The 26,626-nt window shown below is 70.6% G+C and carries 27 protein-coding genes; 18 read left to right on the top strand and 9 right to left on the bottom strand.

What is annotated here, in order from left to right; translation table 11 throughout:
* Positions 1-201 precede the first annotated feature (201 nt).
* From ABYX71_RS02075 to ABYX71_RS02015, 13 genes are all read left to right on the top strand, one after another.
* Entirely contained in the window at positions 202-960 is a 759-nt protein-coding gene (locus tag ABYX71_RS02075; RefSeq protein ID WP_372694439.1) for a TIGR01458 family HAD-type hydrolase, read from the top strand.
* A 198-nt stretch (positions 961-1,158) separates the two neighbouring features.
* Entirely contained in the window at positions 1,159-2,235 is a 1,077-nt protein-coding gene (locus tag ABYX71_RS02070) for an efflux RND transporter periplasmic adaptor subunit (RefSeq protein WP_372694437.1), read from the top strand.
* Between the two features lie 10 nt (positions 2,236-2,245).
* Complete coding sequence (locus tag ABYX71_RS02065) at positions 2,246-5,314, top strand: efflux RND transporter permease subunit (RefSeq protein ID WP_372694435.1); 3,069 nt, start codon at positions 2,246-2,248, stop codon at positions 5,312-5,314.
* A gap of 49 nt (positions 5,315-5,363) precedes the next feature.
* Positions 5,364-6,347 (top strand): NADPH:quinone oxidoreductase family protein, encoded by a 984-nt coding sequence (locus tag ABYX71_RS02060; protein WP_372694433.1) that lies wholly within the window; start codon positions 5,364-5,366, stop codon positions 6,345-6,347.
* On the top strand, positions 6,344-6,805 hold the full coding sequence (locus ABYX71_RS02055; protein WP_372694431.1) for an isoprenylcysteine carboxylmethyltransferase family protein: 462 nt from the start codon (positions 6,344-6,346) through the stop codon (positions 6,803-6,805). Before ABYX71_RS02060 ends, ABYX71_RS02055 begins: the two co-directional genes overlap by 4 nt.
* Complete coding sequence (mtgA, locus tag ABYX71_RS02050) at positions 6,802-7,512, top strand: monofunctional biosynthetic peptidoglycan transglycosylase (protein ID WP_372694429.1); 711 nt, start codon at positions 6,802-6,804, stop codon at positions 7,510-7,512. The genes ABYX71_RS02055 and mtgA overlap by 4 nt, the downstream gene beginning before the upstream one ends.
* Before the next feature lie 186 nt (positions 7,513-7,698).
* Entirely contained in the window at positions 7,699-7,896 is a 198-nt protein-coding gene (gene hemP / locus ABYX71_RS02045) for a hemin uptake protein HemP (RefSeq protein ID WP_372694427.1), read from the top strand.
* Between the two features lie 4 nt (positions 7,897-7,900).
* Entirely contained in the window at positions 7,901-8,626 is a 726-nt protein-coding gene (locus ABYX71_RS02040; RefSeq protein ID WP_372694425.1) for an energy transducer TonB, read from the top strand.
* 5 nt (positions 8,627-8,631) lie between these two features.
* Positions 8,632-9,372, top strand: a complete 741-nt coding sequence (locus ABYX71_RS02035) for a MotA/TolQ/ExbB proton channel family protein (protein WP_372694423.1) — start codon at positions 8,632-8,634, stop codon at positions 9,370-9,372.
* Complete coding sequence (locus tag ABYX71_RS02030; RefSeq protein WP_372694421.1) at positions 9,372-9,797, top strand: ExbD/TolR family protein; 426 nt, start codon at positions 9,372-9,374, stop codon at positions 9,795-9,797. The genes ABYX71_RS02035 and ABYX71_RS02030 overlap by 1 nt, the downstream gene beginning before the upstream one ends.
* Before the next feature lie 278 nt (positions 9,798-10,075).
* The gene (locus ABYX71_RS02025; protein ID WP_372694419.1) at positions 10,076-12,118 is read left to right on the top strand and encodes a TonB-dependent siderophore receptor; all 2,043 of its coding nucleotides are present in this window, start codon (positions 10,076-10,078) and stop codon (positions 12,116-12,118) included.
* A 75-nt stretch (positions 12,119-12,193) separates the two neighbouring features.
* The gene (locus ABYX71_RS02020) at positions 12,194-12,742 is read left to right on the top strand and encodes a hypothetical protein (protein ID WP_372694417.1); all 549 of its coding nucleotides are present in this window, start codon (positions 12,194-12,196) and stop codon (positions 12,740-12,742) included.
* Positions 12,739-14,199 carry a PepSY-associated TM helix domain-containing protein gene (locus ABYX71_RS02015; RefSeq protein WP_372694415.1) on the top strand — a complete coding sequence of 487 codons (1,461 nt, stop codon included), beginning with the start codon at positions 12,739-12,741 and terminating at the stop codon, positions 14,197-14,199. The genes ABYX71_RS02020 and ABYX71_RS02015 overlap by 4 nt, the downstream gene beginning before the upstream one ends.
* Positions 14,200-14,251: 52 nt before the next feature.
* On the opposite strand, the gene ABYX71_RS02010 is transcribed toward ABYX71_RS02015, so the two are convergent.
* Genes ABYX71_RS02010 through ABYX71_RS01990 form a run of 5 tightly spaced genes read right to left on the bottom strand, consistent with a single transcriptional unit; the run spans position 14,252 to position 18,317 of the window.
* Positions 14,252-14,839: an ABC-type transport auxiliary lipoprotein family protein gene (locus ABYX71_RS02010; RefSeq protein WP_372694413.1), complete on the bottom strand. Its 588-nt coding sequence runs from the start codon at positions 14,837-14,839 to the stop codon at positions 14,252-14,254.
* Entirely contained in the window at positions 14,839-15,765 is a 927-nt protein-coding gene (locus ABYX71_RS02005) for an MlaD family protein (protein WP_372694411.1), read from the bottom strand. Before ABYX71_RS02005 ends, ABYX71_RS02010 begins: the two co-directional genes overlap by 1 nt.
* Positions 15,750-16,526 (bottom strand): ABC transporter ATP-binding protein, encoded by a 777-nt coding sequence (locus tag ABYX71_RS02000; RefSeq protein WP_372694409.1) that lies wholly within the window; start codon positions 16,524-16,526, stop codon positions 15,750-15,752. The genes ABYX71_RS02005 and ABYX71_RS02000 overlap by 16 nt, the downstream gene beginning before the upstream one ends.
* Positions 16,523-17,614 carry an MlaE family ABC transporter permease gene (locus tag ABYX71_RS01995; RefSeq protein ID WP_372694407.1) on the bottom strand — a complete coding sequence of 364 codons (1,092 nt, stop codon included), beginning with the start codon at positions 17,612-17,614 and terminating at the stop codon, positions 16,523-16,525. Before ABYX71_RS01995 ends, ABYX71_RS02000 begins: the two co-directional genes overlap by 4 nt.
* 7 nt (positions 17,615-17,621) lie before the next feature.
* Positions 17,622-18,317, bottom strand: coding sequence for a lipid-binding SYLF domain-containing protein (locus ABYX71_RS01990; protein ID WP_372694405.1), 696 nt, complete (start codon positions 18,315-18,317; stop codon positions 17,622-17,624).
* 186 nt (positions 18,318-18,503) lie between these two features.
* Here ABYX71_RS01990 and ABYX71_RS01985 point away from each other — a divergent pair, with 186 nt between their 5' ends.
* The gene (locus ABYX71_RS01985) at positions 18,504-19,511 is read left to right on the top strand and encodes an NAD(P)-dependent alcohol dehydrogenase (RefSeq protein ID WP_372694403.1); all 1,008 of its coding nucleotides are present in this window, start codon (positions 18,504-18,506) and stop codon (positions 19,509-19,511) included.
* A 76-nt stretch (positions 19,512-19,587) separates the two neighbouring features.
* Positions 19,588-20,538, top strand: coding sequence for an SH3 domain-containing protein (locus ABYX71_RS01980; RefSeq protein ID WP_372694400.1), 951 nt, complete (start codon positions 19,588-19,590; stop codon positions 20,536-20,538).
* Between the two features lie 71 nt (positions 20,539-20,609).
* On the opposite strand, the gene ABYX71_RS01975 is transcribed toward ABYX71_RS01980, so the two are convergent.
* Together ABYX71_RS01975 and ABYX71_RS01970 are read right to left on the bottom strand one after the other, a co-directional pair.
* The gene (locus ABYX71_RS01975) at positions 20,610-21,071 is read right to left on the bottom strand and encodes a cupin domain-containing protein (protein ID WP_372694398.1); all 462 of its coding nucleotides are present in this window, start codon (positions 21,069-21,071) and stop codon (positions 20,610-20,612) included.
* Positions 21,068-22,264, bottom strand: a complete 1,197-nt coding sequence (locus ABYX71_RS01970; RefSeq protein ID WP_372694396.1) for a RuBisCO large subunit C-terminal-like domain-containing protein — start codon at positions 22,262-22,264, stop codon at positions 21,068-21,070. The genes ABYX71_RS01975 and ABYX71_RS01970 overlap by 4 nt, the downstream gene beginning before the upstream one ends.
* Positions 22,265-22,434: 170 nt before the next feature.
* Here ABYX71_RS01970 and ABYX71_RS01965 point away from each other — a divergent pair, with 170 nt between their 5' ends.
* Together ABYX71_RS01965 and ABYX71_RS01960 are read left to right on the top strand one after the other, a co-directional pair.
* Complete coding sequence (locus ABYX71_RS01965; protein ID WP_372694394.1) at positions 22,435-23,040, top strand: HNH endonuclease; 606 nt, start codon at positions 22,435-22,437, stop codon at positions 23,038-23,040.
* Between the two features lie 111 nt (positions 23,041-23,151).
* Positions 23,152-23,610, top strand: a complete 459-nt coding sequence (locus ABYX71_RS01960; protein ID WP_372694392.1) for a universal stress protein — start codon at positions 23,152-23,154, stop codon at positions 23,608-23,610.
* Between the two features lie 17 nt (positions 23,611-23,627).
* Here the strand turns inward: ABYX71_RS01960 and ABYX71_RS01955 are convergent, their stop codons facing one another.
* A complete protein-coding gene (locus tag ABYX71_RS01955) occupies positions 23,628-25,229 on the bottom strand; it encodes a GMC family oxidoreductase (protein WP_372694390.1) in 1,602 nt (533 codons plus the stop codon).
* 63 nt (positions 25,230-25,292) lie between these two features.
* Positions 25,293-26,084: a M48 family metallopeptidase gene (locus tag ABYX71_RS01950; protein WP_372694388.1), complete on the bottom strand. Its 792-nt coding sequence runs from the start codon at positions 26,082-26,084 to the stop codon at positions 25,293-25,295.
* A gap of 120 nt (positions 26,085-26,204) precedes the next feature.
* On the opposite strand from ABYX71_RS01950, the gene ABYX71_RS01945 reads away from it, so the two are divergent.
* Positions 26,205-26,558, top strand: coding sequence for a hypothetical protein (locus ABYX71_RS01945; protein ID WP_372694386.1), 354 nt, complete (start codon positions 26,205-26,207; stop codon positions 26,556-26,558).
* Positions 26,559-26,626: the final 68 nt, after the last annotated feature.

The following is a 26,626-nucleotide window of genomic DNA, read 5'->3' as shown; positions in this document are numbered from 1 at the left end:
GGCTGCGCGGCGGCGTGGGCCAGCGGGCGGCCGGTGTGCTGCTGGCGCTGTTCGGCCTGTGGACGGTGGTCGGCGCCCTGCCGCACGGCGCCATGCCGGCCAGCCACGCGCCGGCAGCGCACAGCGCGGGACATCATCACTAGAATCGATCGGGCCTGAAGGAGGCGACGGCAGCGCCAGCCCGGCTGGCGGGAGGCTCGCATGATCACGCCACGCACCGTGCTGCTCGACCTGGGCGGCGTTTTCTACGAAGGCCCGCGCCTGCTGCCGGGCGCGCAGGCGGCGCTGGCGCGCCTGCGCGCCAGCGGCCTGCCCCTGCGCTTCGTCACCAACACCACACGCCAGAGCCACACCGCCCTGCTGCAGGCGCTGGCCGGCCGGGGCCTGGACATCGCCGCCGAGGAACTGTTCACGCCGACCGCCGCCGCGCGCGGCGCGCTGCTCGAACGCGGCCTGCGCCCGCTGCTGCTGATCCACCCCGACCTCATGCCCGACTTCGCCGGCCTCGACACCGACGCGCCGAACGCCGTGGTGGTGGGCGATGCCGGCGAGCACTTCGGCTACGCCGGCCTGAACCGGGCGTTTCGGCTGCTCCATGCCGGCGCCCCCCTGCTGGCGCTCGGCCGCAACCGCTACTTTCAGGATGCCGACGGCCTGTCGCTGGATGCCGGCCCCTTCGTCGCCGCGCTCGAATACGCCGCCGGCGTCACGGCCGAGCTGATGGGCAAGCCGGCGCCTGCCCTGTTCACCGCCGCCGTCCGGTCCACCGGCTGCCGCCCGACCGAGGCGGTGATGATCGGCGACGACGTGGAATCCGACGTCAACGGCGCGGTCACCGCCGGTCTGCGCGGCGTACTGGTCAGGACCGGCAAATACCGCGCCGGCGACGAGCAACGCCTCGCATCGGGCACGGACGTGGTGGATGACATCGGCGCCGCCGTGGCGGGCCTGGGGCTCTAGCGCGGACCGACCGGCGTTGGTGCCCCATGCGGCCCGACCCGGGCACCCCAAGCGCCGCTGCGGGCTGCCGCCGGTGCGGTCGACCCACGGCATCGTGACAGGCGAAATCCGCGCCCCCGAACACGCCTGATCAGGCCAAACGTCACTACTGGCGGCGTGCTACCCTACCGCGCCCCTCGCGAGGGACCGCGCGGAATAATGATCATAATTACACGTATTGCGGCGCTGCTGTGCGCCGGTGTCCTGCTCGCCGCCTGCGCTCCTGCCCCCGATTCCACGCCGCCGCCGCGGCCGGTACGCACGGTGCAGGTGCCCGCCGCGAACGACACCACCCACACCCACTCGTACGCTGCCCGTGTCGCGGCCCGGCACACGCTGGCGCTGGCGTTCGAGGTGCCCGGCCGGATCACCGAACGGCGCGTGGAGATCGGCGACCGGGTCGCCGCCGGCAGCGTGCTGGCCCGCCTGGATGCCACCGACGCACGCCTGCGCGAGCGCGACCTGGCCGCCCGCCTGACGGCCGCCGAGGCGCAGCACGCGGATGCCGTTGCCGCGCTGCGCCGGGCGCAGGATTTGCGGCCGAAGGGCTTCGTCAGCCAGGCCGAGTTCGACCGCCTGACTTTTCAGGAGCAGAACCTGCGCGCCCAGCGGCGCGCCCTGCAGGCGCAACTCGAACTCGCGCGCCGGGCGCTCGACTACACCACCCTGCGCGCCCCGGCGGACGGCGTGGTGACCGACCACGCGGTCGAGCTCGGGCAGGTGGTCACGGCCGGACAGGCCGCCGTCGAACTGGCCCGTGCCGGTGAGCTGGAGGCGGTGTTCGACGTGCCCGAGCACCTCGTCCCCGGGCTGCCGGACACGCTGACGGTGACGCTGTGGGCAGCGCCGGAACAGCCCCTGACGGCACAGGTGCGCGAAGTCGCGCCACAGGCGGCCGGCGCCAGCCGCACCTACCGGGTACGCGCCAGCCTGCCGGCAGTGGCCGACGGCCCCCGGCCGCGGCTTGGCATGAGCGCCACGGTGCATGTCACGGTTCCGGCACCGCAGCCGGCACTGCCGGCCAGCGCCATCCACACGCATGACGACGGGCAGCCGGCGGTATGGGTGGTCGACACCGGCGCCGACGGCGGCCACACCGTGCGCCTGCAGCCGGTGCAGCTGGGTGCGCCGCAGGGCGATCTGCTCACCGTGTCCGGCGGACTGAGGCCCGGCGACCGGGTGGTGACCGCCGGCGTGCACGACCTGCACGCCGGGCAGGCCGTCAGCCTGCCCTGAGCCACCGCGCATGACACGCTACAACCTGGCCGAATGGGGCCTGCGTCGACCGACGCTGACGGCGTACCTGATCGGCCTGATCCTGTTGGCCGGCACGGTGGCGTTCTTCCGCCTCGGCCAGACCGACATGCCGGACTGGACCATGCGCGCCATGCCGATCCGCGTGTTCTGGCCCGGCGCCACCGCCGAGCAGATCGAGCAGCAGGTGGTCGACAAGATCGAACGCAAGCTGCAGGACACCCCGCACCTGGACAGTCTGATCAGCACCGCCAAGCCCGGCGAGGCATGGATCTGGGTCAACCTGGAAAACAGCCTGCCGAACCCCAAGGAGGTGGTGCCGGAGCTGTGGTACCAGGTGCGAAAGAAGGTGGGCGACATCCGCCACACCCTGCCGCCGGGCGTGCGCGGGCCGTATTTCAACGACGAGTTCGGCGACGTGTATCCGCTGGTGTACGGCGTCTGGGGCGACGACTTCGACTACGCCGAACTCAAGGACCAGGCCGACTGGCTGCGCGAGGAACTGCTGCGCCTGCCGATCGTCGAGAAAGTGGTCATGATCGGCGCCCAGCCACAGCGGGTATACGTCGACCTGTCGACGGCCCGGCTGGGCAATCTGCGTGTCAGCCCGCTGGCGCTGACCGAGGCCATCGCCGCGCACAACGCCGTGCAGGCGGCCGGCAGCATCGAGCACATCGACGGCCGCCTGCGCCTGCGCCTGAGCGGCCAGTTCACCAACGTGGACGATGTGCGCCGGGTGCCGGTGCAGGCCGCCGACGGCCGCCTGCTGACGCTCGGCGACCTGGCCGAGGTGTCGGCCGGCTACCAGGATCCGGCCGAACAGCTGATGCGCGTCAACGGCCACCCGGCGGTCGGCCTGGCCATCTCGATGGCCGCCGGCGGCAACGTGGTGGACCTGCGCCGCGACGTCGTGGCCCTGATGCAGCGCCTGGAGGCCGGCCTCACGGTGGGCGTGCAGGCCACGCTGGTGGCCGACGAACCGCAGGTGGTCACCCACACGCTGAACAAGTTCCTGCTCAAGCTGGCGGTGGCCATCGGCATCGTGCTGCTGGTCAGCTACGCCACGCTCGGCCTGCGTTCCGGCCTGGTGGTGGCCACCGCCTTTCCGCTGGTGCTGGGCGCCACCTTCGTCGCCATGACGCTGCTGGACATCGACCTGCAGCGCATCTCGCTGGGCGCGCTGATCATCTCGCTCGGCCTGCTGGTGGACGATGCCATCATCATCGTCGAGATGATGCTGGTGAAGATGCGCCAGGGCCTGGACCGTTTCCACGCCGCCAGCGCCGCCTACACCAGTACGTCCCTGCCAATGCTGACCGGCACGCTGGTGATGATCGCCGGCTTCATGCCGATTGCGCTGGCCAAGACGGCGCTGCGCGAGTTCATGTTCGGCCTGTACGGCGTCATCGCGGTGGCGCTGCTGGTGTCCTGGCTGGTGTCGGTGCTGTTCACGCCGTACCTGGCGTACCGCATGCTGCCGGCACGCGTGGCCCACCATGACGAGGTGTACGACACGCCGTTCTACCGGCGCCTGCGCGCCGTGGTGCGCGGCTGCGTCGATCACCGCTGGGCACTGCTGGCGGCCGTGGCGGGCCTGAGCGCGCTGGCCGCGCTGGCCGGGCGGCAGGTGGAGAAGCAGTTCTTCCCGCTCACCGACCGGCCGGACCTGATCGTCGAAACCTGGCTGCCGGAGAACAGCGCGTTCACCGCCAGCGAGGCGCTGGCCAGGGACATCGACCGCCTGCTCGAACAGGAGCCGGGCATCGAGCGCTGGGTGAGCTACGTCGGCATGGACACGCCACGCATCTTCACCGACCTGTGGATCGAGCTGCCGGCCCACAACGTGGTCAAGACCTACGTCCTGACCACCGATCGCCACACGCGCGACCGCCTGCGCGAGGCACTGCGAACGCGCATCGCGCGGGAACTGCCGCACGCCCGCGCGCGGGTGAATGCGTTTCCGTTCGGCATGCCGGCGCCCTCGTCCCTGGAATACCGCGTCACCGGACCGGACAAGGAACGCCTGCGCGGGATCGCGGCGCAGCTTCGCACCGCGGTGCAGGAGCACCCGCAGACACGCGGCGTGTACCTGAGCTGGCGTGGCCCGGTGAGCACGGTGCAGGTACAGCTCGACCACGCCCGCCTGGCGGCGCTGGGCCTGTCCGGGCAGCGGCTGGGACAGTCGCTCGACATGCTGCTGTCGGGGCAGCCGGTGACGCAGCTGCGCGACGGCGACGAGACCATCGACGTGGTACTGCGCCTGACCGAGGACGAACGCACGCGCCTGGGCTACCTGCCGAACGTGCCGGTACCGCTGGCCGACGGCACCAGCCTGCCGCTCGGCCAGCTGGCACGGCTGGAGCTGGCGGTGGAGGACGGCGTGTTCACCCGCTACAACCGCCAGCCGGCGGTCATGGTGTACGCCGACCTGCCCTGGTTCGTGCAGCCGCTGGACGTGGACGCGCAACTCGCCGACCAACTGGACACCCTCCGTGCCGGGCTGCCGCTGGGTTACCACCTGGAGATCGGCGGCATCGGCGAGCTCAGCGCCGAGGTGGACGCCGCCCTGGGCGCCGTCGTGCCGATCATCCTGGTCGCCATCATCACCCTGCTGATGCTGCAGCTGCAGCACCTGGGCCTGACCGCGCTGGTGCTGGCCACCGCCCCGCTGGGCATCATCGGCGTGCTGTTCACGCTGTGGGCCGTGGACCTGCCGCTCGGGCTGGTGGCGCAGCTGGGCGTGCTGGCGCTGGCCGGCGTCACCATGCGCAACACGGTGATCCTGGTGGACCAGATACGCCAGGACGTGGCGGCGGGCCTGAGCCGCTACGAGGCGGTCATCGAGTCGACCGTGCGCCGCTTCCGGCCCATCGTGGTGACCGCCGCGGCGGCCATCCTGGCCCTGCTGCCGCTGCTGACCGATCCCTTCTGGGGACCGATGGCCTATGCCATGATGGGCGGCCTCGCGCTGGCCACGGTGCTGACCGTACTGTTCGTGCCGGCGCTGTACGCGGCCTGCTTCCGGGTCCGGCCGCAGCCTTTCGCGTCGCTGGCGGCCTGAGTCGGCCGGCCGCGGCGCCGTTCATTCAGTCCGCGGGATACCGAACATCATGAAAGCCTGGCTGGTTCACGACTGGTGCACACCCGACGACATGCAGTGGGCCGACCTGCCACTGCCGCAGCCCGGCCCCGGCCAGGTGCGCGTCAAGGTGGCGGCCGCCGCGCTCAATTTCCTCGACACGCTGATGATCGGCGGCCGTTACCAGGAGCGCCCGCCGCTGCCGTTCGCGCCCGGCGTGGAGCTGTCCGGCACGGTAGACGCCGTCGGCGGTGATACCGATCTGGCGCTCGGCGAGCGCGTGTGCGGACTGGTCAGCTACGGGGCTTTCGCCGAATACGCCTGCGTCGACGCGGCCGACCTGTCGCGCGTGCCGGCTGCCGTGGATCTGCCCACGGCGGCCGCCCTGCCGGTGGTCTACGGCACTGCCCACCACGCGCTGCTGGAACGCGGCCGACTCGAACCGGGCCAGACGCTGCTGGTGCTGGCCGCCGCCGGTGGGGTGGGGCTGGCCACCGTGCAGCTGGGCAAGGCACTGGGGCTGAACGTGCTGGCCGCCGCCGGCGGCGCCGACAAGTGCGCCCTGGCGCGCCAGCACGGCGCCGCGCAGGCCTTCGACTACACCGCCCCGGACTGGGTCGAGCAGGTCAAGGCGGCCACCGGCGGCCGCGGCGTGGATGCCGTGCTGGACCCGGTCGGCGGCGACTACACCGCCGCCGCGCTGCGCCTGCTGGCGGTCGGCGGGCGGCTGTTGATCGTCGGCTTCGCCGCCGGCGCCATCCCACAGATTCCCGCCAACCGTTTGCTGCTGAAGGAGCTGTCCGCGGTCGGCGTGGTGTGGGGGCCATGGCGGCGGCGAAACCGAACCGCCGCGGCGGCACAGATGGCCAGCCTGTTCGAGCTGTGGCAAAAAAACGCCATCGCCCCGCTGGTGTCGCAGCGCCGGCCGCTGCGCGAGGCGCCGGCCGCCATCGCCGACCTGGGCGCCCGGCGCACCACCGGCAAGATCCTGCTGATCCCCGGAGCCGATCAATGAGCGACGAGAAGCCGCGCGTACCGATTCCACCACCCATCCTGTACCTGGTCGCCATCGGCCTGGGCCTGTGGCTGGAGCGCCCGCTGCCGTGGCCGGTACCGGGCGGCGTTGTGCGCTTCGGGCTGGGCGCCGTGCTGATCGTGCTGGCGGTACTGGTGTTCGCCTGGTGCCTGCGCGAGCTGCGCCGGCACGAGACCACCCTGAACCCGCACCGCGCCGCCAGCCGCCTGGTCAGCAGCGGGCCGTTCCGCTTCAGCCGCAACCCGATATACGTCAGCCTGACCCTGTTCCAGGTGGGCGTCGCCCTGCTGGCCGGCAGCACCTGGGTGCTGCTGATGCTGGCCTGGGTGCTGCCGGTCATGCAGCGCCTGGTGATCGCCCGCGAGGAGGCCCATCTTCGCTGGCGCTTCGGCACCGACTACGCCGATTACAGCAGCCGGGTCCGACGCTGGTTGTGAGGCGCCGCCGTCGACCGCTGCGCTGGCTGCGCCGGGCGCTGGCCTACACGCTGCTGATCTGGGTTGCCGTGACCGCCGGCACCGTGCTGGCGCTGCGCTGGCTGCCGCCGCCGACCAGCTCGTTCATCCTGCAAAACCGCATCGTGGCGCTGCAGGCCGGCTATGGTTTTTATCCCTACCCGCACCAGTGGGTGGACTACGAGCGCATCGCGCCGGCCATGGCGCTGGCGGTGGTGGCGGCCGAGGACCAGCGCTTTGGCCAGCACTGGGGCATCGATCTGGCCGGCATCCGCCGCGCCATCCGCGACAACCAGTACCGTGACCGCCCCCGCGGGGCCAGCACCATCACCCAGCAGACGGCCAAGAACCTGTTCCTGTGGCGCGAACAAAGCTGGCTGCGCAAGGGCATCGAGCTGTACTTCACCGGCCTGCTGGAGCTGCTGTGGCCCAAGCAGCGGATTCTCGAGGTGTACCTGAACATCGCCCAGTTCGGCGGCAGCGTGTTTGGGGTGGAAGCCGCCGCACAGACCTATTTCGACTGCTCGGCCGCCGAGCTCAGCCGCGAGCAGGCAGCCCTGCTGGCGGCCGTGCTGCCGTCGCCTTCCCTCCTGCACGTGGACGCGCCGTCCGACTACCTGCGCCAACGCCAGCGCTGGGTGCTCAACCAGATGCGCCGGCTGGGACCGGGTTACCTGCAAAACCTGTAGCACCGCGCCCCGGTCCGACCGGCGCGCATGCCGGTCGACGCGCGTGCTGCGCCCCTTCCCGAACCGCCAGCAAGAAGCCGGCGAGCCGCACCCGGGCTCCGGCGGCCCGGCTGATAAATATGTTGTTGCGAATCGTTCGCGTTCTCGTTATCGTCTTGCGGCGTTTCACTCAACCGAGACACGAACATGCCGCCAGGTTCACCCCGTCCCACCCGTCCGGCCCCTGACCGACGTTCGGCCGCCGCTCTGCCCAAGGTCGACCCGGTTCCACGGTATGACAGCGAACAGCTGTTCGCCGGCACCCGGCGGGTGGCGATCGTGCACGCCGGTCGCGAGTACAGCCTGCGCCTGACCGCCGCCAACAAGCTGATACTGACGGCCTGACGGCATGCCGCGCGCGCTCCGCTCGGGACTGCCGCGGCGCGACGTGCTGCTGGGTGCCAGCGGCGCCGTGGCGCTGCACGCGCTCGGAGCCTGGGTGGTGTTGCAGCAGCCACCGGCCAGTCAGCCGAAGGCACCGGCCCTGCTCGAAATCAGCCTTCTGCCGGCGCCGGCGGCACCCGCCCTCGCGACAGAACCCGCGCCGCCGACGCCGGCGGTCGCCGCGCCCGAGCCGCCGCCTGACACCGCGAAGCCCGTCCCGTCCCAGCAACGGCCGGCGCCAGCGCCACGCACACCGGCCAGGCGATCCACCCGGAAACCGCCGCCCGCACACCCACCCGAGCCGCCAGGTGAGGCGCCGCCCACGGCAACGCCGCCCGCCACGCCATCGGTGACGCCGTCGGCGACGCGGCCTGCGGCGCCGGCAGCCGACGCCGCGACGTCACCGCTGACCGCGCCCCGCTTCGATGCCGCCTACCTCAATAACCCGGCACCGGCCTACCCGCCGCTGTCGCGACGCCGCGGCGAGCAAGGGCGCGTGCTGATGCGCGTGTTCGTGGATCGCGAAGGGGCACCGGCAACGATTCAGCTGCGTGAGTCGAGCGGCTACCGCCGGCTCGATGAAGCGGCCGAGGCGGCGATACGACGCTGGCGATTCGAGCCGGCACGTCGGGGCGCGGAACCGGTCGGCGCCTGGGTGCTGGTACCCATCGCCTTCAACCTGCGGAGCTGATAACCATGGAACAGACTCTCGGCATCGGCCATTTCCTCGCCCACGCCGACGGCGTCGGCCGCTTTCTGCTGGCGGTATTGCTGGCAATGTCCCTTGCCAGCTGGTACCTGATCATTGGCAAGGCGCTTTGGAACTGGCGCATGGCGCGCCGCAGCCGCGCGTTTCTGGCGGCGTTCCGCGAGGCCACCGACCTCGGCCAGGCAGAGCACTGTGTGCGCCAGCACGGCACCGACGAACCGTTCTGTCGCCTGGCGCAGCACGGGCTCGCCGCCATGCGCCAGTACCGCGCCCGCTCCGACCAGCGACTGCTCGAATCCGTGTCGGCGGAAACATTCCTGGACCGCGCGCTGCAGCGCGCCATCGAACACGACACCACGCGCCTCGAGTACGGGCAGACGGCGCTGGCCTCGGTGGCCTCGTCGGCACCGTTCGTTGGCCTGTTTGGCACCGTGTGGGGGATTTACCACGCGTTGCTGGCGATCGGCATGACCGGCCAGGCCAGCCTCGACAAGGTGGCCGGCCCGGTGGGCGAGGCACTGATCATGACCGCGCTCGGCCTGGCCGTGGCCATACCGGCCGTGCTCGCCTACAACGCCATCGCCCGTCGCAACCGCCTGCTGCTGGCCGCGCTCGACGGCTTCGCGCACGAGCTGTTCACCTTCATGTCGACCGGCACCCGTCCGTCGGCCGCGCAGGTAGTGCCCGCGTCGCGCACGCAACCGCGGCCTGCGGCGGAGGCGGCCTGATGGCCTTCGGCAGCCTCGGCGCCGGCGGTCGCCAGACCCCGCAGGCGGAAATCAACATGATCCCGCTGATCGACGTGATGCTGGTGCTGCTGGTGATCTTCATCGTCACCGCCCCGCTGCTGACCCACGCCGTTCGCGTGGAATTGCCGCAGGCCCAGAGCGCGCCGGTACCGACCGACGCCGAAGTCGTCGAACTGTCGCTCGACGCCCAGGGTCAGGCGTACTGGAACGGCCAGCCCCTGACCGACGAAGCACTTCCCGCCCGCTTCGCCGACGCTGCCACGCGCCAGCCGCAACCCGAACTGCGCCTGCATGCCGATGGCGCGGTGCCCTATCGCGAGGTGGCCCGCGTGATGGGCGCGGCCGCCGCGGCCGGGCTTACCCGCGTGGGCTTCGTCACCGACCCGCGCGTCACGACCGACTGACCCCTGTCCGGCGCCACCCCGGGCCCTTTTCGGGGCGGCGATCGAACCTGCCTGCCCGACACACATGGCCCGAAAAAGGTCGCACCGCCGGCCGCGATTTCGATCTTGAAACGGCGACTGACGGCCAATAAAATACGAATGATTATTATTCACTTCCAGCCAGCCGCCGTGACGAGCCAGCCAGGAATCCACTCCAGGGAGACCCCATGGCGACTCGTCGTATTCGAACCCCCCTTTGCAGCGCCCTGGCGACCGCCGTTTCGCTGTCGTGTGGGCCCGTGGGCGCCACCGAAACCCACCTGCCCAGCGTGACCGTCGAGGCCAGCGCGCCTGAACCGAGCCCCGTCGGACCCGACACCGGATACCACGCCGAAACCTCGGCCACGGCGACGAAGACCAACGCGCCCCTGGCGGAAACCGCCCAGTCCATCAGCGTGGTCACGCGCCAACGCATCGAGGACCAGGGCGCGACCAACCTCCAGGATGCACTCAATTACGTGGCCGGGGTGCGCTCGGACGCCTACGGACTCGACTCGCGTACCGACAGCGCGCGCATCCGCGGCGCCGCTCCGACCCAGTATCTGGACGGCCTGCGCCGCCAGCTGAGCGGGTTCTACACCTCCAACACCCGGGTGGACCCGTACCTGCTCGAACGCATCGAAGTGCTGCGCGGGCCGGCCTCCATGCTGTATGGCCAGGGCACCACCGGCGGCCTGGTCAACCTGGTTTCCAAGCGTCCGCTGCCGGAGACCCGACAGGAGGTGGCGATCCAGTTCGGCTCCTTCGGCCGGCGCCAGTTCCAGACCGACCTCACCGGCGCGCTGAACGACGACGCGACCTGGATGTACCGCCTGATCGCGGTGGGCCGCGATGCCGAAACCCAGGTGGACCAGGTGGATGATGACCGCCTGCTGGTCGCTCCGTCGCTGACCTGGGAGCCCAGCGCCGACACTGCCGTCACGTTCCAGACCCTGCACCAGCGCGACCGCTCCGGCTCCACGGCCCAGTTCTTTCCCTGGGAAGGCACGGTCACCCGCAACCCGAACGGCTACATCCCCACCGACCGCTTCATCGGCAACCCCGGCGATCACTACGACTCCGACCGCACCGAGGCCGGCGTGCTGCTGTCGCACCGCTTCAGCGATGCCCTGACCCTGCGCCACGCCACCCGCTACGCGTACAACGAGGTCGAATACGCCTCCCTGTACGTCGACGCCTTCTCCAATCCCGGCAATTCGTTCCTGGACCCGGACCGGCGCGTGGTGGGCCGCTCCGGGTGGTTCGAGGACCGGCGCAGCCGGGTATGGGGCAGTGACACCCACCTCGAATACCAGTTTGCCACCGGTCCCCTGCAACACCAGGTGCTGCTGGGCCTGGACTACGCGCGCCACCGCAGCACCGCCGAAAACGCCTTCGACCGCCCGATGGGTCTTGGCGGCACGGTCCCGAACATCGACGTCTTCGATCCGCAGTACCCGCCGTACACACCACCGGCCCTGACCGGCGTGCCGCGCAGCACCCTCAGCCACGTGGGTGGCTACACACAAGACCGCATCACCTGGGGCCCGTGGATTGTCACGGCCGGCATCCGGCGTGACCGCGTGCGCAATGCACTGCAAGGCGCGGACACCGAGCGCAGCCAGGCCACCAGCACCAGCGCCAGCCTGATGTACCGCTTCGACATGGGCCTTGCGCCATACGTCGCCTACAACGAGTCGTTCACGCCGGTGAGCGGCACCAACCGGCTCGGCGATCGCTTCCGGCCGCTCGAGGGCGAGCAGGTCGAAGTCGGCTTCAAGTTCCAGCCACCCAACGCGCAATGGGCGTTCAACGCGGCCTATTACGAACTTCAGGAGGCCAACCAGCTGGTACCAGACCCGGTCCATCCCCTGAACACCGTCCAGACCGGCCAGATCCATAACCGGGGCATCGAGATCGAGCTCGTCGGCCGCGTGTTCGACCGCATCGACCTGGCCGCCCACTACAACTACATCGACCCCGACCCGGCCATCGAGCAGCTGCCCAAACACCAGGCCGCAGCCTGGGCCAGCGTGCCCTTCACCGTGGCCAACCTCGAGGGATTCACCGCCGGGCTGGGCGCGCGGCACTTCAGCAGCTACCGCAACGAACGGGCGCCGACCACACCCGCGGTCACGCTGTTCGACGGCATGCTGGCCTGGGACCGGGGCCCCTGGCGCTACACCCTGCACGGGCAGAACCTCACCGATGACACCTACGTGGCCTCGTGCCTGAGCCGGGGCGACTGCTTCTACGGCGCCCGGCGCAGTGTCTACGCCACGGTGCGGTACCAATTCCAGTGAACTGCGGCAGCCACCCGGCAAGCGCCGCCATCGCGGTGACCGCCACGCACCGCGGCCGGCCCGGAGCCCGCCCCGGTGCCCGCTGACGCCGTGGCGCCCGTGCTCCTCGGCGCCGTGGCCAGCGCCTGCCTGTGGCTTGCCTGGCGCGGGCGCGGGCACGGGTGGCTGCTGGCGAGCCTCGGCTGCGGCCTGGCAGCGCTGCTGCTGTGGGTCCGAGCGGTCGGCCCGGAGTTCGGCGTGATCTACGCCCTCGGCGTCACCGCGCTCGGCGCCTGGGCGCTGATCGCACACGCCGCCACACCGGCCCGCCGCGACACGGCCATCCCAACGCCAGGGCGCGCGTCCCTGCCCACCCTGGCGACCGTGCTGCGCGGCCTGGGCACGGCCGTGCTGGTCGGCCCGGCCGCCTTTGCGCTGGCGCTGGTCCTGTGCCTGCACGCCGTCTACTGGCTGCCCGCCGGGGCTGCCGCGCGATGGGTCACGGCCGTCTTCACGCTGCCTTTGCTGTGGGCCGCGGTGGCCACGGTCCTGCTGTGCCTGACGACGCGACGCCGCGCGGCGGTCGGCCTGTGCCTGGCGACCGGACTTGGCATCGCCCTGCTACCGACCGGGAGCCTGCCATGAGCTGGCCATTGCGCAGCGCACAGGTGAAGCGTCTGCGACGGGCACACTCGGTGCTCGGACTCACACTCGCCGGCCTGCTGTATGTCATCTGCCTCAGCGGTGCGCTGGCCGTGTTCCACGAGGCGTTGGAACGCTGGGAACAGCCGCAACTGCCCGAGTCCCCCACCCATTCGGCGCCGCAGCTCGCCCACGCGGTGGACCGGTTCCTGGCCGAGACGGCAACCCCACCCGACGAGCTGTTTGTCGCGCTGCCGTCAGCCAGCCTGCCGCGCATGCGCCTGTCCGCCGACGGGCACGAACGCTACGTGACGTCGTCCGGCACGCTCGATGCGGCGCCCGCCGACAGCTGGACGCACCTGCTGGTGCACCTGCACACCGTGCTGCTGCTGCCGGAAACCGCGGGGCTCATCGTCACCGGCAGCATCGGCGCGCTGCTGTGCGCGCTGATCCTCAACGGGCTGCTGTCGCACCCGAACCTGGTCAAGGACCTGTTCCGCTGGCGGCGTGACCGCTCCGACGCACTGCACCACACCGACCTGCACAACCGGCTCGGCGTGTGGGGCAGTCCGTTCTTTCTCATGTTCGGTCTGACCGGCGCCTTCTTCGGCCTGATTGGCGTGCTGGTCGCCGCCGGCGCCGAGCGCTGGTTCGACGGCGACCGGGACGCGTTGATTGCCTCGGTGTACGGCGCCGACATCCAGGTCGTGGGGGCACCACCACAGATCGACTTCCAGCAGACGCTGGACGAAATGGCCCGCCTCGCGCCCGACGCCACGCCGATCTACCTGATGATCCACCGTCCCGGCACCGAGCGGCAGTTTGTGGAAGTCGGCGCCACCCTGCCCGGCCGGCTGATCTACTCCGAGATCTACCGCTTCGATGCCAGCGGCACGCCGCTGGGCCACCAGGGCCTGTCCGACGGCCCGCTGGCGCGGCAGATCGCCTATTCCGTCTATCGCCTGCACTTCGGTCACTTCGGCGGCTGGGCCAGCAAGCTGCTCTATGGCGTGCTGGGCCTGGCGTTGGCCTGGGTGTGCGTGTCCGGCGTCAACATCTGGCTCGCCCGACGCGATCACCGCAGCGTCGTGAACGGCCTCTGGGACGGCCTGGTGTGGGGCACTCCCATCGCGCTGGCGGCATCGGCCATGACAGCGCTGCTCGAAGGCCCGGCACAGGCCGTGTTGCTGGCGACACTCGCGTTGCTGCCCGCGGCGGCCGGCGCCCTGCCCGGACGCCTCGGGCCCGTGCCGCTGCGCGGCCTGCTGGCGCTTTGCCTGGTAGCGCTGGCCGGCGTGCATGCCTGGCGTTTCGGCATCGACCAGCCGCCGGTCGTCGTCGCCATCAACGGCGCGCTGTGCGCCAGCGCGCTGTGCCTGACAGGACCACTGCTGGCGGCCCGACACCGGCGGCCGCGGGCCACGACGGCGCTCGGTGCCCCCGAAGGCCCCGCGGCCTGAGCCCGTACCACGGGGTCCGTTGCAAACCGGGCGACACTGGGCGCGCGCCGTCTCAGCCGCCCACCGTACGGCGGCAAAACTCGGCCACCTCCTGCACCGCCTGCTGGAGCAGCACGTTGGCCGCCGCCACACCACCGGCCGGATCGTCACTGGCGGCCACCTGCTCCAGGCGCAGGGTGTGACTGCCCAATAACCGGCGCTGGTTCACGTCCACCAGCTGGACCCGCAGCGTCATGCGCACCCGGCTGGGCTGGGTGGTGAAATCCTGCTCCAGCTGCACCAGATTGCTCAGCAGGCGGTAATCGGGCCGGGCACCGCTGCCCGGCGCCATCACCTGCGCCCCGCCGGCCGCCAGGCCGTCGAGCAGGGCCTGCTGCAGCAGCCGCGCCGGTCGGTCCACCCAGCGCTGACGGGCGTAGTAGCGCAGCTCATGCGGCGCCGTGCGGTAAGCGATGGCCGCACCGGCATAGCCGGGCGCCACGGTCGGCAACGCCACCTGCAGCGTCGCCTGGGCGGGCAGTGCGGCAGGCATCGGCGCGCTTGCCGGCACGGCAAGCGTATGGGTGGTGTCGGCCGGCGGCGGCGTCACCGGCAGCGAGCAACCGGCCAGCAGCACGGCGGCAGCGATCAGCAGGCGCATCAGTCTTCCCCCGGGCCGGGTTCGCGCCGCGGCGGCCCCAGCAGCAGCATTTGCGGATTGGCGTTGAGCCGCTCGCCGAGCTCGCTCAGGCTGTCGGCGGCGCTGCCCAGGTCGTCCACCAGGCGCTCCACCTGCGGCAGCAGCACACCGCCGGTGTACTGCAACTGGCGGCGGCTGTCGCGGGCGGTGCTGCCGACCTGCTCGCTGCTCTCGCGCAGCGCGCCCAGCAGCTGTTCGGTCTGGCCGAGCACCGCCTGCACGCGCGGCGCCAGCTGCGGCAGCGCCTCACCGACCTCGGCGCCGGCCGCCGCCATGCGCTCGATGTCGGCCAGGGTCCGCTCCAGGCGCGCGCTTTGCCCGGCCAGCGTGCCGCTGATCGTTTCGGCATTGGCAAGGATGGCGCCGATGGCCTGCGTGTTGTCCTCGTTCAGCAGCACCAGCATCCGCTGGCTGACCTGTTCGAGCGTGCGCATGGCCAGGCGCAGCGCCGTGTCGAGCCGGTTCATCAGCGACGGCTGCATCTGGATCACCGGGTAGCGGCTGCCCGGCGTTTCGCGCAGCAGCGGCGCGGCGCGGCTGCCCCCGGTCAGCTCGACCGAGCCCAGGCCGGTCAACCCCTGCATGGCGAGGGTGGCGACGGTGTCGGTCTTGACCGGGGCATCGGCGCGGATGCTGAAGGTCAGGCGCACACGCGTGGGGTCGTCCGGGTCGAGTTCGATGCCCGCCACGTGGCCGACATCGACCCCCCGGTAGGTAACCGCCGACGACGGGCTCAGCGCCGCCACCGACTCCTCGGTGTAGGCGTAATAGCTGCGGAATTCGCCGCGCTCGCGGCCGGAGCCCAGCCACAACCCAAGGCCGATCAGCGCCGCGCCGAGCAGCAGCACGAAGGCGCCGACCGCCGTGTAACCTACCCGCGCCTGCATGCAGCACCTCCGAAATCGCGTGGGGCAGCGGCGAAGTAGGCGCGGATCTCCGGCTCCTCGGACGCCGCCAGCTCCGCCACCGGCGCCACCGCCAGCAAGGCACCCCGGCCAAGGTAGGCGACCCGGTCGCTGACCCGGGCGATGGAATCGAGATCGTGCGTCACCATCACCACGGTCAGTCCCAGCAGTTCCCGCAGGTCGCCCAGGAGTTCGTCCAGCCCGGCGGCCGTCACCGGGTCGAGACCGGCCGACGGTTCGTCCAGGAACAGCAGTTCGGGGTCCAGCGCCAGCGCCCGGGCCAGCGCCGCGCGCTTGATCATGCCGCCGCTCAGTTCGCCCGGAAACTTGCCGGCGGCGTCCGGCGGCAGCCCGGCCAGACCCAGGCGCAACATGGCCAGGTCGCGCCGACTGGCCGCCGACAGGCCGGTGTACTCGGCCAGCGGCAGGCACACATTGTCGAGCACCGACAACCCGGTGAACAGCGCGCCGTGCTGAAACAGGATGCCGATGCGCCGGCGCAGCGCCCGCAGCGCCGGGCCGTCGATGCCGGTGGCGTCCTCGCCCAGCACCGTCAGCCCGCCCTGTGCCGGCGCCTGCAGCAGGCTCAGCGTGCGCAGCAGCACGGTCTTGCCCGACCCGCTGCCGCCGACCAGGGCCAGGACCTCGCCACGCCGCACGGTCAGGTCGATGTTCTCGTGCAGCACCCGCGGGCCGGCCAGGGTGGCCAGGGCACGGGCCTCGATGGCCGGCGCCTCGCTCACAGGCCAAGCACCTGGAACAGCACCGAGAACACGGCGTCGGCGATGATCACCAGGAAGATACTCTGCACCACGCTGACCGTGGTCTCGCGGCCGATGCTCTCGGCGCTGTGGGTCACCTGAAAGCCGCGATGGCAGGCCACGGCGGCGACGATGAGCGCGAACACCGGCGCCTTGATCAGTCCGACCCAGAAAGTGCTGGGCGCGAACGTGTCCGGCAGGCGACGCAGGAAGTCGGCATAGCCGACGTTGTACAGGCCGTCGGCCACCACCATGCCGCCGAATATGCCCAGCGCCGAGGCATACAGCGTCAGCAGCGGCAGCGCGATCAACAGGCCCAGCAGCTTGGGGATGACCAGCATCTCCAGCGGCGTGATGCCGAGGCTGCGCAGCGCGTCCAGTTCCTCGGTGATGCGCATGGTGCCGATCTCGGCGGTGTAGGCCGACCCGGTGCGCCCGGCGACGATGATGGCCGCCAGCAGCGGCCCCATCTCGCGCAGCATGGTGACGCCCACCAGGTTCACCACCAGCACGTTGGCACCGAAGGTCTTCAGCGGCTCGCCGGCCTGATAGGTCACCACCACGCCCATCAGGAACGCCAGCAGGCCGAGGATGGGCAGCGCCCGCACGCCGGCGGCATCGATTTCCTGCACCAGACGCGCCCAGCGCAGGCGGCGGCGCCCTTCGAGCGCCAGCTGACCGACGAAATCCAGAAACGCCAGCACATCGCCGAACTTGGCCGCCGCGATGCGACCGAGCCCTTCCAGCCAACCGGCCTGACGCGGCAACGCGGCACCGGCCTGTGGCGCACGGGCGCGCACCAACTCCAGCAGTTGTGCGTGCGGCGCCGACAGGCCCGTCAGCTGCAACCGGGCCTGGCGCGCCGCGGCGGCGTCGATGAGCCGCTGCAACGCCCAGGCGCCCGCGGTGTCGAGGCCGTCGATGCCACTGACATCGAGTGTCCAGTTGCCGGCATGCTGCCAGCGCTGCCAGTGCGCCTGTACCGCATCAAGGCCACACACGGTCCACGCGCCGCGGGCATGGAGAACGCGGCCGGTGGTGTCGACGCTCAGGCTGGCCTGCGTCGGCACCGGCGAATCAGCGCCGTGGCGGCGGTGCGTACTGTGCCAACGCCTGCTTGAACTGCTGCGCCAGCGGCGGCGTCGTGAACACGCGATTCTCGAACACGTCCCACGACGACACGTTACCGCCGTAGGCCGCGGCGTTGGCGCCATCGTCCGGCTGCAGCACGGCGCCTTCCAGCGCCATGCCGGCAAACAGGCCGCGGCTGCGCGAGTAGGAATAGATCTCCGCCTTGAGCTGCGCGTCGGTGGCGGCCGATGCCTGCCGGCCGACCGGACCCGCGGCGATGGCCGCATCGCCGCCCAGGGTGACCTTGCCACTGGCCAGGTTCTCCACCCCGCGGCGGGTCTTGAAGACCAGGATGATGTCGGTGGACTGGGCACCGATCTGCCAGCCGACGCTGCCGCCGGCCAGCGTGATGAACGCCGGGTTGCTCCAGGCGCCATTCTGCCGCACCGCCACCACGCCCTTGCCCCAACGGCCGCCGACCACGAAGCCGGCCTTGATGACGCCCGGGATGACCGCAATGCCGTAGGCGTCGGCCAACAAACTCGGCGGGACGGCGTTCTCCGGGATCTCGGCGAGCTGGTGCAGTACGTCCGCGGCCGACCGCAGCCTGTCCTCCTCGGCCTGACCGGCCGTGCCCACTGCCGGCCACCATAGCGACAGGCACAGCACGCATGCGACCAGGCGCACAAAACGTCGATTCATTGCTTACCCCACGGAAATGCCCAGGCACACGCCACAGGACCGCCATGTGCCGCCCTGCAGCGCGCCAATGATGGCACAGGCGCCGACCACGAAAAGCCTACCGGGGCCGATCGCTATAATCGATCGGCCCAGCGCCGGTCGGCGCGTCCAAACGCAACACCAAACTGCCAACAGGAGCATGCGCTGATGAAGGCGATCGAGATTCGGGAATTTGGCGTCGAACAGCTGGCCGTTGTCGAGCGCGCCGATCCGCAGCCCGGCCCCGGCCAGGTGCTGGTGCGCGTGCGCGCCGTGTCACTGAATTACCGCGACCTGATGACCGTACGGGGCAAGTACAACCCGCGCCAGAAGTTGCCGTTGGTGCCGCTGTCCGACGGCGCCGGCGAGGTGGTGGCGGTCGGTGCCGGCGTGCGGCGGTTCAAGGAAGGCGATCGGGTGACGGCCATCTTTGCCCAGAAATGGCTCGGCGGCGAACCCACGCCGGCCGCCCGCGGCTCCACCCTGGGCGGCCCCAACGACGGCATGGCGGCCGAGCTGGTGGTGCTCGACGAGGACGGCCTGCTGCCGATCCCGGAGCACCTGTCGTTCGAGCAGGCCGCCACGCTGCCGTGCGCCGGTGTCACCGCCTGGAACGCGGTGGTCGTGCAGGGGCAGGTGAAGCCCGGCGACACGGTGCTGGCGCTGGGCACCGGCGGCGTGTCGCTGTTTGCCCTGCAGTTCGCCAAGGCGGCCGGCGCCAACGTGATCATCACCTCCAGCAGCGACGAGAAGCTGGCACGCGCCAAGGCGCTGGGGGCCGATCACGGCATCAACTACGCCAGTGATGCGGACTGGGACAAGACAGTCATGGCGCTGACCGACAAGGCCGGTGTCGACCAGGTGGTGGAGGTCGGCGGCGCCGGCACCATCGGCAAGTCCATCAACGTGGCGCGCCTGGGCGGTACCGTCACGGTGATCGGCGTGCTCGCCGGCAACGCCACGGAAATGGACCTGCGGCCGGTACTGATGAAGGGCCTGCGTCTGCACGGCGTGTTCGTCGGGCCGCGCGAGATGTTCGAGGCCATGAACCGCGCCATCACCAGCCACCGCATCGAACCGGTCATCGACCGCGTGTTCGAGCGCGACGACATCCGCGCCGCATTCGAACACATGGCGTCCGGCCGGCATTTTGGCAAGATCGTGGTGCGTATGTGATGGAACATACACGTCAGGACGCAGCCGCTTAGGTATATTCGCGGTCCGCGCTTATCTAGCCATTCGGGGAGATCGCATGTTCAAGAAAAACCTCACCTGCGGCCTGCTGGGTATGACCGCCCTGGCACTGGCCGGCTGCGCCTCGACGCAGACGCAGCTCGGCGGCGGCGGCAGCATGGTGACCGGCTCGGCCGGCGCCGCCGGCACCCAGGGCGCTGCCCCGCAGCTGACGCGCTGCGCCGCCCCCATCGGCACCGCGGCCCTGATCGAACAGGACAACCCGATGCTGGCCCAGGCCGGTCTGACCAGCCCCATCCCGCTGCTGCGCATCATGATGGCGCAGAGCAACTGCTTCCAGGTGGTCGACCGCGGCCAGGCCAGCAGCGCCCTGCAGCGCGAGCGCGCCATGGCGGCTGCCGGCGAACTGCAAAGCGGCAGCAACATGGGTGCCGGGCAGATGAAGGCGGCCGACTTCCTGATCACGCCGAACGTGGTCTTCAAGGACGCCAACGCCGGCGGTGGCGGTGCCGGACTGGGCGCGCTCATCCCGGGCATCGGCGGCGCCATCGCCGGCGGCATCCGCTGGACCAACATGGAAGCGCAAACCACGCTGTTCCTGACCAATGTGCGCACCGGCGTGCAGGAAGCCGCCGCCGAGGGCAGCGCCAGCAAGCGCGACATCGGCTTCGGTGGCCTGGGCTTCGGCGGCATCGTCGGCGCCGCCGGCGGCGCCTATGCCAGCACCGACATCGGCAAGATCGTGGCAGCCGCCTTCCTGGACGCCCACAACAAGCTGGTCGCCCAGGTGCAGGCCACCCGCCCGGCGGCGACGCGGCCATCGGCCTCCGGCTACATGACGCTGGCGGACGTCAACATGCGCTCCGGCCCGTCCACCCAGTCACCGGTGGTCATGACCGTGGCCAAGGGCACGCCGGTGTCGCCGACCGGCGAGAAGCAGGGTGCCTGGTGGGCCGTGGACGTCAACGGCCGCAGCGGCTGGATCCACAGCGACTACATCACCCGCTGACCGCGTTCCGGGCCACCCGGCCCGGCATGCAGACGAACCCCGCCGGCCCTGCCGGCGGGGTTTTTTGTGCTTCAGACCCGCAGCAGGCGGGCCACCGCCGGTTCCTCGCGAAGACGCGCCAGCTCCTGTTCGGTCGGCAGCACCGGCCGGTCACGCTCGCGGCTGACCACGCACAGAAAACCCAGCACCTCACCGGCATCGGCATGGAACTGGTGAAAGCACTGCGGCGCCACGTACACGCAGTCGCCGGCCGTCACCGGCGTCACCTGACGGTCCAGGATCACCGTGCCGCTGCCGCGCAGCACCACCACCGCGTGCGGGTGCTGATGCCGTTCCAGGGTCGAGTAGCCGCCCGGCTGGATCTCGAAGTAGCGCACCAGCGCATCGAGCGCTTCCTCGCCCCCGCCCTCGCCGAGCAGCGTGCGGCGGGTGATGTCCCGGTGCGGGCTGCCATCGTTCTTGTAGACACGCAGCGGCACCTGCGGCCAGGTGAACTGCTCGCCGCGCAGCACGCGTGATTGACTTTCGTTCATGTGAATGGCTCCTCAACGGCCGCGCGCAAGGCCGCCGCCGCCCGCTCCAGGTCGCCCTGTGCGTACAGGCTGCCGCCGATCAGCACCAGCGTGTCCGGCCCGTAGCGACGCGTCCAGTGGCCGACGCGTGACACATCCATGCCGCCGGCCGGGGCCGGCATGGCCGCGCGCACAGCGCCCAACGGCCGGCGCAGATGGGCATTGATGCGCTCGCAGGTTGCCAGCGAAAAATTGAACCGGCCGCCGCTGTTCGGGTAGATGACCGCGTCCGCGCCGGCGATGCGAAACAGGTCACCCAGCACCACCTCCGGCGCGATACCGGCAGTGCGTGCGAACAGGCTGCCGGTCAGCGCCGGATGGGCCAGCACGGCCAGACCGTAGGTGTCGCGAATCTGCCGCAGCGTGTCCAGACCGACCAGCCACGGGCTGATGAGCACCCCGCGACAGCCGGCCGCGCGGGCGGCCGCCAGGCGCCCGGGCAGCTCCCCGGCCGGTGCGGTCACGTTGGGAAAGTACAGTGCCCCGGTGCCGGCCTGCGCGTTGGCGCGGCTGACCGCCTCCTGGCAACGCGCCAGGCGCTCGGCGAACGGCGCCGCCGGCTGATCGCTGAGCCCGTGGTCGTCCTTGATGATGTCGATGCCACCGCGGGCAAATGCCTCGCAGCGTTCGGCCAGCTGCACCGCCGACAGCCCCATCGGCTTCAGTGCCGTGCACAGCAACGGCCGCCGCGGCGCGCCGGTCAGCGCCCGCAGTCCCGCCACGCCGTGACCCGGCCCACCCAGGTGAGCCAGCAACGGCGCCGGCCAGTCGATACCCGTGATGCGGATGCCCGGCTTGAGCGAGATGTTGCCGAACAGCAGGTTCAGGCACTGCGGCAGGTCGTCGCCGATGCTGTCCGGGCCGTAGCTGAGCGTCAGCCGCGCCTGCCGTGGCCCGCGCTCGTGCAGGACCTCGACCCGTCCGACCATGCGCTCGGCCAGCGCCGGCGGCACCAGGTCCGGCGGCAGCTCGACGGTCTGTTCGAAGGCGATCTGCGCTGCCTTGTCGGCGGCCCGTTCGCCGCGCGCGAGGGTGAGGGCGTAATGCACGCCGAGGCGATCGTCGGCCCGCATCCCCGGTACCGGTGTGGACGGCGACATGCCATCCACCACGGAGGTGACGGCGCGGGCGCGCCGGCCATGCTTGTAGGACATCGAAACCGGACTCGACGGACAGGGCCGGTAATTTTAGCCCACCGCCTGCCCACCGCAGTTGCGACACGCTTTTGCTTGCCGGACGCCGCAATACCAGCTACATAATCGCTGATCAAGCTATGTTGATAGCGCGTTTTTATCGCCGGGTGCCAGTACCGACGGGGATGTAAATGACACAACAGCTTGCCCAGCAGGTGCTGCGCACCGACGTTTCCGGCATGCCGCTGGAATGGGTGGACTATCAGACCGCCGTGCGCCTGTATCACTTCGGCCACGTCGCCTACACCTGTGGCACACCGATGTACCGCATCCGTGGCGGCACCAACGCCGCCAGTGGCCGGCGCAGCGTGGTTGAGGTCAACTCCATCATCGCCACCACCGGCGACCAGTCGGCGCTGCGGCGCAGCCGCCAGACCTACTCTCCACCGCTGAACAACCCGGCGCTGTTCAAACGCGACGGCCACACCTGCCTGTACTGCGGCCGACAGTTCCAGGCCCGCGACCTGTCGCGCGACCACGTGCGCCCACTGAGCACCGGCGGCAGCGACACCTGGGCCAACGTGGTGACCGCCTGCAAGCGCTGCAACAACCACAAGGCCGACCGCACGCCCGAGCAGGCCGGCCTGCAACTGCTGGCCATCCCGTTCATCCCGACCCACGCGGAGTACGTGTACCTGCGCGGCCGGCGCATCCTGGCCGACCAGATGGAGTTCCTGCTGGCGCACTTTCCGCGCAGCAGCCCCCTGCAGGCGCGCCTGCGAGCGCAGATGTGCTGAGCGGTTGACGCCGATCACTCGCCACACTTGCCGGGACGCCGCCGCAGCGCCCAGACTGCTCAATCACGATCAGAACATCAGACAAGGCGCTCGAGCGCCGGGAGAAACGCCATGCAACAGGTCGCAATCCGCCGCATCGTCGTCCCCCTGGATTTCTCTGACCCGGCGCTCGGCGCGCTGTCCTATGCCGCAAGCCTCGGCCAAACCTTCGGTGCCGAACTGGTGTTGACGTACGTCGCCGAGCCACCGCCGTTCGCGCCGGACCTGACCGAGTCGCACGGGTATGAACAGCGGGTGGCGGCCCGCGCCGAAGCAAACCTGCGCGAACTGACACAGACCCACGTGGACCAGGGTGCAAAGGCCCGCTACGTCGTGCGGTTTGGCCGCCCGGCGCAGGAGATCGCCGCCCTCGCCCGCGAGGAACAGGCCGACCTGATCATCATCGCCACGCACGGCCGCTCGGGGCTGAAACACCTGGTCGGCAGCGTCACCGAAAAGCTGGTGCGCCTGGCCAGCTGCCCGGTACTGGTCACCCACCACGGCCGCGATCAGACGCCGCAACCCGACTAGGTGGCACGTACCGGGCCTCAGCGCACGGCGTGATCTTCCATCACCAGCTGCGCGCCGCGCCAGGCCAGCGCCATGGTCGCCGCATTGGTGTGGGCCGAAACCAGGGTTGGCATGATCGAGCAGTCGATCACCCGCAGACCGCTGAGGCCGTGCACGCGTAGGCGCGCGTCGACCACGGCCATTGGGTCGTGGCCCATCTTGCAGGTACCGGCCGGATGCGCCACCGGCCCACCAAACTCGCTGTGGAAGGCCAGCGCCTGCTCGTCGCTGTGCACCGCCGGGCCGGGGCTGGTCTCGCCCACCAGCAGGTCCGCCAGCGGCGCCTGCGACGCGAGCGCGCGGATGTAGCGCAGGATGCGTCCGCTCATCAGGCGGTCTTCCTCGGCGGTGAAGTAACCGGAACGGATGCGCGGCGCGGCGGCCGGATCGCGGCTGGTGATCATGACGCTGCCCTGACTTTCCGGGCGCAGCTGGTAGCCGAAGACCTGGATGCCGTGCTCTTTTTCAAACGCCATGGACAGGCGCCCGGGCTGCAACGAAAACGGCGCCATCACCAGTTCGGCATCCGGCCGCGTCAGCTCCGGACGGGTGCGCACGAAGGCCACCACGTCGTGCGACCCGGTGGCCATCAGGCCCTTGCGGGCAAGCAGGTACTGCAGCACGTTACGCCCCAGCCGCCAGCCGCCGAACTGGCCGTTCAGGCTGCTCGGCGCGCGCAGGCGGAACTGCACCACCATCATGCGATGCTCGCGCAGGTTCTGTCCGACACCGGGCAGGTCGTGCACGACCGCAATGCCAAGCGATTTCAGGTGCTCGGCCGGGCCGACACCGGACAACTGCAACAGCTGCGGTGACTGCAGCGTGCCGCCGGCCAGGATCACCTCGCGCGCGGCGCGAAACACCTGCGGCTGGCCATTGCGCGTGCCCGCCACGCCGACCGCGCGCGTGCCCTCGAACAGCACCTGACCGGCCAGAAAGCCGGTCACCACACGCAGGTTGGACCGATTCATGACCGGCCGCAGGAAGGCCGCCGCGGCGTCCTCGCGCCGGCCGTCGCGAATCGTGAACTGCACGTAGCCGATGCCTTCCTGCTCCGGCCGGTTGAGGTCGTTCTTGACCGGCAGTCCGAGCCGGCTGCCGGCCGCGATGGCGGCATCGCACAGCGGGTGCGGGTTCGGGTGGCAACTGACGCGCAGCGGGCCGCCGCTGCCGCGCACCTCGTCGGCACCCAGTTCATGGTCCTCCATGGCCTTGAAGCAGGGCCCGATATCGGACCAGCCCCAGCCGGGGTTGCCGGCAGCGGCCCAGTCCTCGAAGTCCTGCGGCTGGCCACGGGTGTAGAACATGCCGTTGACGGTGCTGGAACCGCCCAGCATGCGTCCGCGCGGCCAGGATTCCGATTCGTTGCCGTTACCCGGCTCCGGTTCGGTGTCGAAACGACGCACGTGGTGCTGGTCGAACAACAGCTTGCCGAAGCCCTTGGGCATGCGCACGATCAGGCTGTTGTCGTCCGCGCCGGCTTCCAGCAACAGCACGCTGAACCTGCCGCCTTCACTCAGACGATTGGCCAGCACGCAACCGGCCGAGCCGGCGCCGACGATGATGAAGTCCGCGTCCACGTTCCCCTCCCTGTGATGCGCTTCCCGCCGACGCGGGGGCGCCAAGTGTAGGCGAACGCGCCGTCAGGGCACCCGGCAGGCCGGCTGGCGCCCCTGCGCCCGGGCCTGCTCATACAGCGACACGGCCTGTGGCAGGCGGCCTTGCAGCGCCTCGATGCGCCCCCCCGGTGACGGGTGGGTGGAAAGAAACTCCGGTGGCCCGCCGCCGTTGGTGCGGGCCATGTTCTGCCACAGGGCAACGCTCTGACGCGGGTCGAAGCCGGCCCGCGCCATCAGGTCCAGGCCCAGCAGGTCGGCCTCGCTCTCCTGCGTGCGCGAGAACGGCAGCAGCACGCCCACCTGCGCGCCGACGCCCAGCAGGCCCATCAATTGCTGCTTGGCCGGCGTCATGCTGCCGCCGATGGCCTGCACCGCCTGCAGCCCCGTGCCGACCAGGGTCTGGTTGGACAGCCGCTCGCCGGAGTGACGCGCCAGCACGTGCGCCACTTCGTGCCCGACCACGGTGGCCAACTGATGCTGATTCGTGGCCACCTTCAGCAGGCCCGTGTTGACACCGATCTTGCCGCCCGGCAGCGCGAAGGCATTGGCCGATTCATCGCGAAACACCGTCACTTCCCACGCCTGGCCAGTGCTGGGCACCACCGCCGTGATGGCGCGCGCCACGCAGCGCACGTAGGCATTCACGCGCGGATCGCTCTCGACCGGCTCCTTCTTGCGGATTTCGTCGTACGCAGCCAGGCCCATCTGCGCCACCTCGGTGTCCGAGAACAGCTGCAACTGACTTCGACCCAGCGGCGAGGTGGCGCAGGCGGCGACGATCATCACCGACAGCAACAGGCACAACGGCTTGAGCATGGGTTGGGACTCCAGGTGTGGCGACCGAGGCGTTCAGCGTGGGTTCAGGCAGCGCCGCCTAAGGTGGCTTCACGCGAGACGGGGATCGGCCCCGTCCGAAGCGGCCTGGAGGACACTGCCATGGCAACCGGAAGGGTACTGAAGAATCTGTTTTTGGGCATGACGCTGGCCGGCACGCTGCTGGCCGTGGCACCGGTGCAGGCCGGGGAACGCCACCTGGGCCAGCAACACGAGTATCGCTATCACCGCGACTACTCCGACCATCACCGCCACCGCAAGCAGCACTACCGGGAGCACCGTCGCTGGGACCGCGGCCACCACTATCGCCACGGCTGGCACCACCGTCCGCACCGCTACTACCACGCGCCGCGCCGGCACTGGTCCCATCGCCACTACCGTGGGTGTGGGCATCACGGCTACGGGCACGGCGGGCTGGTCGGCTTCGTGGTCGAGTACAGCCGCTACGACGACTGACCCCGCTGCCCACGGAGACACCACCATGAAGCTACGTGTACTTGTGCTGACCGTACCCCTGCTGACCG

This window comes from Immundisolibacter sp., assembly GCF_041625615.1.
GTDB lineage: Bacteria > Pseudomonadota > Gammaproteobacteria > Immundisolibacterales > Immundisolibacteraceae > Immundisolibacter.
This window is presented reverse-complemented; position numbering and strand designations above follow the sequence as displayed.